10 protein-coding genes are annotated in these 12,519 nt (G+C 55.2%); 9 read left to right on the forward strand and 1 reads right to left on the reverse strand.

From position 1 onward, the window contains the following. Positions 1-37: 37 nt before the first annotated feature. Positions 38-3,112: a response regulator gene (locus BP758_RS02710; RefSeq protein ID WP_292368455.1), complete on the forward strand. Its 3,075-nt coding sequence runs from the start codon at positions 38-40 to the stop codon at positions 3,110-3,112. Between the two features lie 55 nt (positions 3,113-3,167). Here BP758_RS02710 and BP758_RS02715 read toward each other — a convergent pair whose 3' ends face one another. Then, entirely contained in the window at positions 3,168-3,926 is a 759-nt protein-coding gene (locus tag BP758_RS02715; RefSeq protein ID WP_292368457.1) for a metal-dependent hydrolase, read from the reverse strand. A 778-nt stretch (positions 3,927-4,704) separates the two neighbouring features. Here BP758_RS02715 and nifH point away from each other — a divergent pair. Genes nifH through BP758_RS02755 form a run of 8 tightly spaced genes read left to right on the forward strand, consistent with a single transcriptional unit; the run spans position 4,705 to position 12,514 of the window. Next, entirely contained in the window at positions 4,705-5,535 is an 831-nt protein-coding gene (nifH, locus tag BP758_RS02720) for a nitrogenase iron protein (RefSeq protein ID WP_292368458.1), read from the forward strand. A gap of 55 nt (positions 5,536-5,590) precedes the next feature. Then, complete coding sequence (locus tag BP758_RS02725; RefSeq protein WP_292368460.1) at positions 5,591-5,917, forward strand: P-II family nitrogen regulator; 327 nt, start codon at positions 5,591-5,593, stop codon at positions 5,915-5,917. Positions 5,918-5,933: 16 nt separating this feature from the next. Beyond that, complete coding sequence (locus tag BP758_RS02730; protein ID WP_292368462.1) at positions 5,934-6,353, forward strand: P-II family nitrogen regulator; 420 nt, start codon at positions 5,934-5,936, stop codon at positions 6,351-6,353. A gap of 15 nt (positions 6,354-6,368) precedes the next feature. Then, positions 6,369-8,009 carry a nitrogenase molybdenum-iron protein alpha chain gene (nifD, locus tag BP758_RS02735; RefSeq protein ID WP_292368465.1) on the forward strand — a complete coding sequence of 547 codons (1,641 nt, stop codon included), beginning with the start codon at positions 6,369-6,371 and terminating at the stop codon, positions 8,007-8,009. Continuing rightward, the gene (locus BP758_RS02740; RefSeq protein WP_292368467.1) at positions 8,002-9,369 is read left to right on the forward strand and encodes a nitrogenase component 1; all 1,368 of its coding nucleotides are present in this window, start codon (positions 8,002-8,004) and stop codon (positions 9,367-9,369) included. Before nifD ends, BP758_RS02740 begins: the two co-directional genes overlap by 8 nt. Before the next feature lie 47 nt (positions 9,370-9,416). Then, the gene (gene nifE, locus BP758_RS02745; protein WP_292368469.1) at positions 9,417-10,814 is read left to right on the forward strand and encodes a nitrogenase iron-molybdenum cofactor biosynthesis protein NifE; all 1,398 of its coding nucleotides are present in this window, start codon (positions 9,417-9,419) and stop codon (positions 10,812-10,814) included. After that, complete coding sequence (locus BP758_RS02750) at positions 10,804-12,201, forward strand: nitrogenase component 1 (protein ID WP_292368471.1); 1,398 nt, start codon at positions 10,804-10,806, stop codon at positions 12,199-12,201. Before nifE ends, BP758_RS02750 begins: the two co-directional genes overlap by 11 nt. A 4-nt stretch (positions 12,202-12,205) precedes the next feature. Further along, positions 12,206-12,514, forward strand: coding sequence for a 2Fe-2S ferredoxin (locus BP758_RS02755; protein ID WP_292368473.1), 309 nt, complete (start codon positions 12,206-12,208; stop codon positions 12,512-12,514). Positions 12,515-12,519 lie beyond the last annotated feature (5 nt).

A 12,519-nucleotide genomic window follows, 5' to 3' on the forward strand; every position in this document is an offset into this window, starting at 1 on the left:
ATATAATATAAAGCCTTTAGTTTGTGTAAGAGCGCAAATGGCGATGAATTCTGACCCATCTGGTACAGATGCAGACATCCCCTCCGGCCCGGACGGGGATCACGTCATCGATATCTTCATTTTCACCAAAGATGCCCGTAATTCCCGGCAGATAACCGGGCAATTGGCAAACGAAGGATACCGGATCACTTCGTTTTTTGATGATGCCGAATTGCTGGACCGTCTCCGCATGGGAAAACCCAACCTTCTCATCTGCGACGCAACCGGCCCGGAAAAAGAGGGTTATCCAGTCTGCCATGATATCAAGGAAGATGCGGATCTCTGGAATATCCCTGTTCTTTTGATCACGGGCGTCTCCAGCCTCGGCGACCTTTTGATCGTGCTTGACAGCAATGCGGACAATTTTATCGCTTTGCCGTGGGATGCCCAGTACCTTGTCTCGCTCATCGAACTGATGCTTGCCTCGCCCGTGGAAAAACCGGATCCGGATAAAGTGCGGACGCAGTTCAAGATCCGTCACGAAGACCAGGATTATGTCATTACTGCCGATCGCAGGAAGCTCCTGGAATTCCTGCTCTCCTCGTTTGAGATCGCAATGAACCGGGCAACCGAACTCGACCAGGTTCGGGGCGAACGGAACACGCTCCAGTCAACGCTGGAAAGCAGGGTTGCCGAGAAGACCCGGGAACTCACCAGTGAGGTAGCCCGGCTCCAGACGGCAGCAACCGGACAGTCCCGCGAATTGGACTCGTCAAAAAATGCACTGGCAGCAACCCAGAGGGAGGCAGATGCCCTGCGTACCCGTATCGGGGAGACGGAAAAATCGCTTGCGGCAAAAGCCGACGAGCTCGCCCGGGCAAACGAGGAACTGGAAGCCACCCGTGCCCATCTTGCAGAAACGGAAGACACCGTAAGGACCCTTGGTGCGGAAAAAGAGGAACTTGTACATACCCTCAAGAGCGAGCTCGATACTGCAAATGCAGACCTGGCACAGGCCCGGGATGCGCTTGCCGGGGCACACAGGGAACTTGACCTTCAATCATCGGAACATGCCGATCTCCGGCAGCAGCTGGAGACACGGGACACTGAATACACAGAGACCAAAAAATCCCTTGCAGCTGCGGTAATTGAGATCGGGCAGCTCAAGAGCGATCTTGCCGGGGAGAAGAACCGGGCAGATACGGCCGAGCAGGAAGTAAAATCCATCCTCCAGGAAAAGGCAAAATCCGAAGAAGACCTTCGGCAGATGATTGGGGACATTACCGCAAAGGCCGCACAGCAGTCCCAGGAAGTTCTGCGTCTTTCCGATGAACTAGTAACAGAAAAGAAAGAGCGCGAGAGTCTCGAACAGGACTATACAGAATTCCGGCAGGAAACGGCAAAGAAAGAAACCGGGCTGGTTGCCGAACGGGACACTCTTGCCGGGCACCATGACGAACTCCAGGAAAAATACGATGCGCTTACTGAATCTCTTGGGGCAGAACGGGAGAAGGCTGCCACAAAGGATGCGGATATGGCACGCCTTGCCGTGGAAAAACGGCAGCTTGAAAACGATCTGCTCTCGGCAAAGGGTCAGGTTGAGACCCTCACGATGGCCCTTGACGAGGAAAAACGCCTGCGGGCCGGTGCCGAGCTGAACGCCAAAAACGGGATCGAGTCCAAGAACGACGAGCTGCGGGAACTGGCTGCAACCATCGATACTCTCCGGAGGGATCTGGATGCCCGGGGGTCAGAACTCTCTCTTGCAGGAAAGGAGCGGGACGATGCCCGGCTTGCGCACCGGGAAGCCTGCGATCGGCTCGCCGCTTTGGAGCTGGCAAAGGGACAGGCAGACAAGGTGGCCCGGTCTGCTGCAGCCGAGATGGAGCAGGTACGGGAACAGCTGGAGACGGAACGGCGCCTGCGCCATGGAGCAGAGGAAACGGCAGCCGCGGCAGAACGGACAAAGGAGAATATCAATCAGAATCTCCAGGCAACGATCGAGGCCGCTGAATCCGCAAAACGGGAACTTTCAGGAAGAATCGATGAGTTGTCAAAGAGTCTTGAGAACGAACGTGCGGCAAAGGACTCTGCGGCCGGCCAGCTGGACCGGGCAGTTACCGGCTTAAAAGAGGCTGCCAGGATCGCGGACCGGTTAAAAGATATGGAGAGCGATCTCAGGACCGCACAGGAACGGCAGCGGTCGCTTGAGGAGCAGCTCCGTAATTGTGAACGGGAACAGGCACAAAAAGAGGCTGCGTTTCAGTCGCTGACCGAGGATCTCGGGCAGATCTCCTCAACGCTTGCTACAGAACGGGATCTGCGCCGGGCAGCAGAACACGCGTACGAGGAACAAAAAGAGGAACTTGCAGTACTGAAAAGCGGGACCGGACATACCCTTGACGGTACTCCCCCGGCAATGGCAGAGGAACCGGCCCTCCCTGCAGTGATCCCGGGCGCAGCTCACCATGAGCTGGCAGTTCGTGAGGATCCGGTTCATTCCTTAACCACAATGGAAGATTTCTTTGAAGAACCAACAGAGCTGGATATTGGAGACCTGCCCGATGCAGCTCCGGTACCAGACAGCACCAGAGACGGATCCGGTAGTCCTGAAGTCCAGGACATACCCGTGACCCGAGGTACCCTGATAGTTCCGCCGGTCCGGGAATGCGGCACGAGTGCGACGACGCTTCCATCAGATCCCATGCCGGAGAAGGGAGAAGATCAGGAGATTCATGCCTGCATCTCTGATGATCCTGATGCCGGGCCGTCATCAAAAGAAGAATTATCCGAAACAGAGGATCTCCCGGAGGGGGATGAGACGGACTCTCCGCTTGATGAGAATCCGGATGATGAGATCCCGGACGAATCCGAAGACGGTGACGCGGAGAAGCAGGCAGGAATTTCCGGGGCGGATACTCCTCGGACCGGTACGACGTTCAGCCGCAGACAATGGCTGGATCTGATCAAGTGGGCCCATCATGCAGAAACACTCAGTCGCGAAGACCGCATACGGATTGTTAAGCTCGGACGTTTGATCCAGCAGGGAAGGCGCCTGACACCGCGGCAGGAAGAGCAACTGACCGGACTGGTGGCCCTTGCTGGTGCAATGGGCTACCGTCCAAAAGAGTGAAAATTTCTGGATCGGGAGTTTTTTTAATTTTTTATCGCAGCCCACAGTCTGCTGCTTACCGGGGATTTCGGGTTATTCCCTCTGCCGGTAATGGCAGCGGTTGTTTATCGGTTTGGGATTTTCCCCAATGTATCGTAACTTCGGAAAACCCGATCATCGTTACCTGGCAGAACAGGAAACCGGCAATTGAGAGCAGCATAATCCATAGAGAAGAGAGAATTCCCGTTGTTTCAATTACGACAATTATCAACAGGACCGCACAGTGCTGGATGTGATACTGACCGATACGGGGATCGATCGTATCGCAGGGCCGGATGGTACCGGTAATGGTCACGGCAGAAAACGGGAAGCAGGGAACAATTCCTTTCCGGGTACAGAGGTCTTCTATCAGGTGCAGGAAAATGCCCAGGAAGACACCGGCAAGGAATACAAAGATTGCATCGGTAACAAAAGTGTTTTTTAAGACAGATGCCGGGATGAGGAGAAGTAGCGCTGTGCAGGCAAAGACAAAGAGCGCGCCCGGGAGGGAATGACTCAACCTCTTATCGCCCGGATCCTGTACCGGGTGGCGAGTATGCGCATAGATCCGGCAGAGCAGCGGTGCGCAGATCCTTCGGGGGAACTGCACGATCAGCCATGCGAATGAACGAAATTTGAAATGTTTTGGCCGGGTCATGTGGATATCCGGAAGTAATACTCCGATGCAGGTGCCGGCCGTAACAAGGCACACAAGACCGGGAGGGGAAAAAAGGAATGCGCTGCTGGCAATCAGAGCACACATCAGGGCAAGAGCCAGGTGATGACGGGTGATCATGGGATTAGCCTGTTTCTCTCATGGGACCGGGAAATAAAAATGCCCGGACGGATTACCGGTTTGTCAGGCTACATTTTGAGGACAACAGAATATATGAATTGTCATTTTACTTGTTTTTTTCATAAATTAAACTAATTTGATTAATTTGATATGTGAGCGATTTGGTATCAAGGCCGGAATTTGTTGAGTCCTGCCGCGAGGTTCAAAAAACATTTTCCATTTTACCTGATTGATCATTATTTATTATGCAGCTGTGATAGAAGGAATGTTCCTACTATCAAATATAAATATTTGTAAAACAATGATCTGGTATAACAGGAGGAATGATGCGACAGACCAGATTTGTCTTCACGTTACCGCTGCATGCGAGGGGTGCCTCAGTGCCGCGGTCGAGCGGGGCAGGATTGCTTGGATCGCCCCAATGCGATTCGTACGGCGTTGCAGAAGATCTGAAGTTGCCGATCTACTCTTGGGCGGAATGACGAAAAGGCTCACATGCGGCAATACACGTGTCGGGTAAATTCCCGGGTACGGTAATGCTCGCATGAAAAGCCCACTGTCCCGAACCGGGAGTTGGACGAGGCGTTCAGAGAGAAGGGGGATTACAGGACATCCCCATTTCCTGAAACGATTCCGGAGATTGTACCAGTAACATCGGGCCTCGGGTAATCGCTGCACGCAAAAAAAGGGAGAAATAACGAATGCCGGATCACCGGGGAAACCCGGAGATGCGGGCAAGGATTTCAGGTATAAAAAAACTAAACGGAGGAATAAAAGAATGACACGACAGGTAGCAATTTACGGAAAAGGCGGTATCGGCAAATCAACAACAACGCAGAACACGGTTGCGGCACTTGCCGAGGCGGGCAAGAAGATCATGGTCGTAGGATGCGACCCGAAAGCAGATTCAACCCGCCTGCTCCTGCACGGGCTCTGCCAGAAGACCGTGCTTGACACGCTCCGCGACGAAGGAGACGATATCGAGCTCGATGCGATCTTAAAACCCGGCTTTAAGAATACCATGTGCGTGGAATCCGGCGGCCCTGAACCCGGTGTAGGTTGTGCAGGACGCGGTATCATCACATCGATCAACCTGCTCGAATCCCTCGGGGCATACACGCCGGATCTCGACTATGTCTTTTACGATGTGCTTGGCGATGTGGTGTGCGGGGGTTTTGCCATGCCGATCCGTGAAGGCAAGGCCCAGGAGATCTATATCGTCGCATCCGGGGAACTCATGGCCCTCTACGCAGCGAACAACATCTCCAAAGGTATCCAGAAATATGCAATAAACGGCAAAGTCCGGCTTGGCGGGATTATCTGTAACAGCAGAAAAGTCGATAACGAGCGTGCATTGCTCCAGGCATTTGCAGAAGAACTTGGATCGCAGCTGATCTACTTTGTTCCGCGTGACAATCTCGTCCAGCGTGCCGAGATCAACAAGAAAACCGTTGTGGATTTCGACCCGACATCCGGACAGGCCGGCGAATACCGCAGCCTTGCTGAGGCGATCGACACCAACAAGATGTTCGTCGTGCCAAAACCCATGACCCAGGACCGGCTTGAAGAACTCATGATGCAGCACGGATTCCTCGACGCTATTGCATAAAAAAAAGTGTGCAGATCATTTGAAAGAACAGGGAAAAATGACGAGGCGGTAAACCATGTTACTGATACGTGCAATTGTCAGGCCGGAAAAGAAAGACGAGGTCCTTGCGAACCTTTCATCAGCGGGGTTCAATGCCGCAACCATGGTGGATGTGGTTGGAAGGGGCAAGCAGAAGGGAATTAAGATCGGGGGAATGGTGTACGATGAGATCCCCAAGGTACTCATCATCATGGTCGTTCCCGACGAGGAGAAGGACAAGGTCGTAAAGATCGTGCTTGAGACCGGGCGGACCGGGGCGAACGGAACGTTTGGCGACGGGAAGATCTTTGTGAGCCCGGTAGACGAGGTCTACACCATCTCGAGAAACACCAAGGGACTCTAGAAAGGGGGAACTGGCAATGAAAGAGATCATGGCCATTGTCCGGATGAAAAAGACCGGCGCCACCAAAAAAGCACTCGTGGATACCGGCGTTGCCGGTTTTACCGCGGTAAAAGTGCTCGGGCGCGGGAAACTTATCACGGACCCCGGCGTTCTGGAAGAATGCCGGCAAAAACTCCTCTCGATGGGCGTGGATGAGTTTAGCGACTCTGCAGATACGGAAAAACAGGTCACGTCGTTTCTTGACGGATCGCGATTCTTCCCCCGGCGTCTCTTTACCATCCTCGCACACGATGAGGACGTTCCGCGGATAATCGAGGCGATCACAAACGCCAACAAAACGGAGCACGGGCTTGGTGACGGGACGATCTTTGTCCTGCCGGTGTACGATGCAGTCCGTGTTCGTACCGGGGAGACCGGAGAGGCAGCCATCTGGTAAGGGAGGTGAACATTCATGGACGGAATGGATACAACACTCGAAGATATCTACACACAGTATCCGGATACAGTGAAGAAAAACCGGAAAAAACACATTGTCATCAAATCTGAAACAGATGAAGCCTGTCCTCAGATCGAAGCAAACACCCGTACCATCCCGGGCATCATCTCACAGCGGGGCTGCGCCTATGCCGGCTGCAAAGGCGTAGTGGTCGGTCCGATAAAAGATATGATCACGATCACCCACGGCCCGGTAGGCTGCGGGTATTACAGCTGGGGAACCCGGAGGAACAAAGCGCGTGCAGACGCCACGACCCCCAAAGACAAGATCTATTCACAGCTCTGCTTTACGACCGACATGCAGGAACCGGATATCGTCTTTGGCGGGGATAAGAAACTCGCGAAGATGATCGACGAGATCGTGAGTGCCTTCCACCCGCGTGCCATCAACATCTGTTCGACGTGCCCCATCGGGCTTATCGGCGACGATATCGGTGCGGTTGCAAAAGCGGCATCGGAGCGCCACGGGATCCAGGTCCTTGCCTATGCCTGCGAAGGCTACAAAGGGGTCAGCCAGTCGGCAGGCCACCATATCGCGAACAACAACATCATGCAGAATGTTGTCGGGACCGGCACTGAGAGAAAGCCCGGAAAACACGTGATAAACATCCTTGGCGAGTACAACATCGGAGGCGACGGCTGGGAACAGGAACGCATCCTGCAGGACTGCGGCTACACGGTCAACAGCGTGCTGACCGGGGACGCAAGTTACGTGGATATCAAAAACCTGCACCTTGCGGATATTAACCTCGTCCAGTGCCACCGGTCGATCAACTACATTGCCGAGATGATGGAGACCAAGTACGGGATACCCTGGCTCAAGGTCAACTTCATCGGTATCGAAGCTACGAACCAATCGTTGCGCCAGCTGGCAAAATGCTTTAACGACCCCGAGCTCGAAGCGCGGACCGAGGAAGTCATTGCGCGGGAGACCGCCCGGATCGAACCGTCGCTTGAGCAATACCGGAAGATCTGCCAGGGAAAGAAAGCGTTTGCTTTCGTCGGAGGGTCCCGCAGCCACCACTACCAGCACCTGTTAAAGGATCTTGGCATGGAGGTCGTTGTTGCCGGCTATGAATTTGCCCACCGCGACGATTACGAAGGCAGGCAGGTCATCCCGACGATTAAAAGCGATGCGGACTCCAAAAACATTCCCGAACTCCACCTCAAACCGGACGAAACAATGTACCGCGAGGCACACCAGTACCTCGATCTCACGAAAGAACAGTTCGAGGCCTTAAAAAAGGAAGTGCCGATCAGCTACTACGAAGGCATGTATCCGGATATGAAATCCGGCGAGATTATGATCGACGACTGCAACCACTACGAGCTTGAGGAGCTCATTAAAAAACTCAAGCCCGATCTGATCTTCACCGGCGTCCGCGACAAGTACATTGCAGAGAAAATGGGCATCCCGGCAAAACAGATGCATTCGTACGATTATGCCGGACCCTATGCAGGATACAACGGCGCCATCAACTTTGCGCACGATGTGACAAACGCCCTCTCGACACCCGCCTGGAAACTGATTGTCCCGCCCTGGGAACGAGAGGAAGAGCCTGAATCTGAAGTACAGGAAGGTGCTCCCCATGCTTGAATGCGTACCGGAAGGTAAAATCGAACACACGACCGGCAAGATCAACCCGGCAAAAACCTGCCAGCCGATCGGGGCCATGTATGCATCTCTCGGGATTCACGGATGCCTGCCCCACAGCCACGGTTCGCAGGGATGCTGCGCATATCACCGGATGCACTTGACCCGGCATTTCCGCGACCAGGTGCTCGCTTCTTCGAGTTCCTTTACCGAAGGAGCTTCGGTCTTTGGCGGTGCGAGCAATCTGAAAACATCGATCAAGAACATCTTTAAGATCTACAACCCGGACATCATCGCCATCCACACGACATGCCTGTCGGAAACGATCGGCGACGATGTCCCCAACATCATCAAACAATCGGAGATCCCCGAGGGCAAAGTCGTCATCCACACCAACACCCCCAGTTACGTGGGTTCGCACATCACGGGTTTCTCCAACATGTGCAAATCCATGGTCGCATACCTGGCAGAGGCACAGGGCGAGACAAAAAAAGAGCAGGTCAATGTCCTGCCCGGCTTTGTCAACCCCGGCGATATGCGCGAGATCCGGCGGATAGTAACCGCCCTGGGTATTAAACTCGTCATGTTCCCGGATACCTCCGGTGTTCTTGACGCACCGCTCACAAGCAAGTACCAGATGTTCCCTGAGGGCGGGGCAACGGTCGCAGAGATCCGTGATTCGGGCAACTCCGAGGTCACGCTAGCGCTTGGCGCCTTTGCCTCAAACGCTGCTGCCGATCTCCTCCAGGAGAAATGCGGCGTCACCGGTATTCCCTTAAAACTCCCCATCGGCCTGAAAGCAACCGATGATTTCATCATGGCCCTCAAGGACTGGTTCGGTGTCGAGATCCCAAAGGAGATCGCCATCGAGCGCGGCCAGGTCATCGATACGCTCATAGACACCCATTTCCATTACCAGGGAAAGACAGTGGCAGTCTTTGGCGACCCCGACCATGTGATCGCCATGACCGAATTTGCCATTACGATGGGCATGGTCCCGAAGTATGTCCTTACCGGGACGCCGGGAAAAGAGTTCGAAGCAACCATCACAAAAATGCTCGGCGATGCCGGCATCACAGGGAGCAAAGTCAAAGCCGAGGGCGATCTCTTCGAACTTCACGAGTGGATCCGGGAAGAGAAAGTCGACCTCATGATCGGGACGACCTACGGGAAGTACATTGCACGAAAAGAGGATATCCCACTCGTCCGGTTCGGCTTTCCGATCCTTGACCGGGCCGTCCACCCGCTCATGCCCGTGGTCGGCTACCGCGGCTGCCTGCGCTTAATCGAGCAGATCAGCAACGCGCTTCTCGAACGCCGCGACCGCGATGCCCTTGACGAAGACTTCGAGCTGGTTCTGTAGACCACAAAATTGTACGAACATAGCAAAAAGGAGGTGACGATTTCACTATGGAAGAATCATGCACGCTTTCGCGGGCTGCGACCGCGTGTATCGCTGAGCGCCAGGACTCCATCCTGACCACGGGAAAAAGCCGTTCGCGCATTCACTGCACCACGGACAGCCTTGCCGGTTCGGTCAGCCAGCGGGCCTGCGTATTCTGCGGGGCCCGGGTAGTCTTAAACCCGGTCACCGATGCAGTCCATCTGGTCCACGGCCCGATCGGCTGTGCGACCTATACGATGGATATCCGCGGAAGCCTGTCGAGCGGTTCGGAACTCTTCCGGACCAGCTTTTCAACAGACATGAAAGAAAAAGATGTCATCTTCGGCGGCGAGAAGAAGCTGGCGGCATGTATTGACGAAATAGTGGAGAAATACCACCCTCCCGCCATTTTTGTCTATGCCACCTGTGTATCGGGTATGATCGGCGACGACATCATTGCCGTATGCAAAGCAGCATCAGCCCGGCACAATACCGAAGTGATTCCGGTCGAGTCGAGCGGATTTATATCCGGCAACAAGGTTGTCGGGTACCGTGCGGCAGCAGAAGCCCTGCTTACACTGATCCGGCCAAAAGAGGGCGAGATCGTTGAAAAGACCCGCAAAGTCAACTTCCTCGGGGAGTATAACCTTGCCGGCGAGATGTGGCTTACCCGCCGCTACCTTGCCGAAATGGGCATCGAGATCAATGTGGCATTCACCGGCGACTCCACGGTTGCGGCACTCAAACGTGCACCGTCCGCGTGTCTCAACCTTGTCCAGTGTACCGGTTCCATGCACTGGGTGGCGACAAACCTCGAACGCTCGTTCGGGACGCCCTACATGGACGTGAACTTTTTCGGCCCCGAGAATACGGCCGAGAGCCTGCGAAAGATTGCAGCGTTCTATGAGGATCCCGCGATCTCCGCACGGGCCGAAGCCCTGATTGCCCGCGAGATGAGCCGGATCCGGCCTGAGATCGAGAAATACCGCAGCAAACTGCGGGGCAAACGCGCCGCAATCTACCTGGGCGGCGCATACAAGGCGATTGCCATCATCCGCCAGCTCCGCGGTCTCGGCATGGAGATCGTCCTCTCCGGCACCCAGACAGGAAATGCCGACGAGTACGAGAACATGAGCCGGATCCTCTCGGAAGGCACGATCATCATCGATGACGCGAACCCGGCAGAACTGGAAAAATTCCTGATTGAAAAACACGTGGATGTCATGATTGGCGGGGTCAAGGAACGGTTCCTGGCATACAAACTCGGGATCGGCTTTGTCGATCACAACCATGACCGGAAAGACGGCCTAGCCGGCTTTGACGGTGCGGTCCGGTTCGCCCGCGAGGTCTACGTCACCACCTGTTCTCCGGTCTGGAAATCCCTGCGGACCCCGGCTCCGGGAGGTACTATCCATGGCCAGTGAAGCAGCCGTTGCCGCCCCGGTACAGGGCCATGTCAAAGAGACAAGCGAGAACCAGTGCACCATGTGCATGCCGATTGGCGGCGTGGTCGCATTCAAGGGAATCGAGAACGCGATGGTGCTTATCCATGGCTCGCAGGGCTGCAGCACCTACATGCGGCTCTTTAATGTCGAGCACTTCAACGAGCCGGTTGACATCGCCTCGTCATCCTTAAACGAGAAACAGACCATCCATGGCGGCGAGGCAAACCTCAAAAAAGCCATGGACAATGTTATCCGGGTCTACCAGCCAAAAGTCCTTGGCGTGCTGACCACCTGCCTTGCCGAGACCATGGGCGAGGATATCGACCGGATCGTTGCGTCCTATATCGAAGAGAGGAAACTCACCGGGATCGATATCGTTCCGGTACCGACGCCGAGCTACAGCGGCACGCATGCCGAAGGCTACTGGGCAGCCATCCGGAGGATTGTCGCTTACTATGCACGTCCCGCGCAGTCCCACCGGCGCATCAATGTGATTGTGCCCAACATCAGCCCGGCCGATCTCCGGGAGATACAAAGGATCCTCGGCCTCATGGGCATTGAATACACATTGCTCCCGGATATCTCCCTGACGCTCGACCGCCCCTATGGCGGGAAGTACCAGAAGATCCCAACCGGCGGGACGCCCACCACGGCGATTGCGGAGATGACGGGCGCACCGGTGACCCTCCAGTTCGGTTCAACATGCCCGGATAATCTCTCCCCGGGAAAATATCTCGAAAACGAGTTTCATGTCCCGCTGGTGAACCTTCCGCTTCCGATCGGCTTAAAAAACATGGATCTCTTCATTGCGACCCTTGCAGAGATCAGCGGGAAGGCAGTGCCGGACGAGCTCGTGCTCGAACGCGGATGGCTCATGGACGCCATGGCCGACGCGCACAAGTACGATGCGGACGGTGTGCCGGTCCTCTACGGCGAACCCGAACTGGTTTACGCGCTCACATCGGTTCTTTCCGAGAACGGCGCTCTGCCGGCCGTGATCGCAACCGGTTCGAAAAACAGTATACTCGCCAGACTGCTGGCGCCGGTAACCGCAGATGCAGATACTGCCCCGGCGCTCATCGAGGAAGCCGACTTTGCGGCAATTGAAGAGGCTGCGATTCGTACCGGAGCAAATATCGCGATCGGCCACTCGGGAGGAAAACTGCTCACGGAGCGCCACGATATCCCGCTCCTCCGCATAGGGTATCCCATCCACGACCGGATGGGCGGCCAGAGGATCCTGTCCGTGGGCTACCGGGGCACGCTCGCGTTCCTCGACAGTTTCACCAACACGCTTCTTGGCCACAAGTATGCCACGTACCGCCAGAAGATCAAACAACACCTCTGTTCACCGGAGGGGAGGTAAGACCATGCAAAAACCAAAACACCATATCTTTGTCTGTACAAGCTCCCGCGCAAACGGGCAGCAGAAAGGATTCTGTCACTCAAAAGAGGGCGTTGACATTATGTCGCGCTTCCTGGAAGAGATCGAAGAACGGGACTGCGGCGGCGACGTGTTCCTCTCAAACACCGGCTGCTTTGGGATCTGCGACAAGGGCCCCATCGTAGTCGTGTACCCGGACAATGTCTGGTACGGTGCCGTGACGCCGGACGATGTGACCGCGATCATGGACGAGCACATCGAAGGCGGCAAAATCGTCGAACGTCTGGCGATCTGACACCG

Source organism: Methanoregula sp. UBA64, from assembly GCF_002502735.1.
In the GTDB taxonomy this organism is placed as follows: Archaea; Halobacteriota; Methanomicrobia; order Methanomicrobiales; family Methanospirillaceae; genus Methanoregula.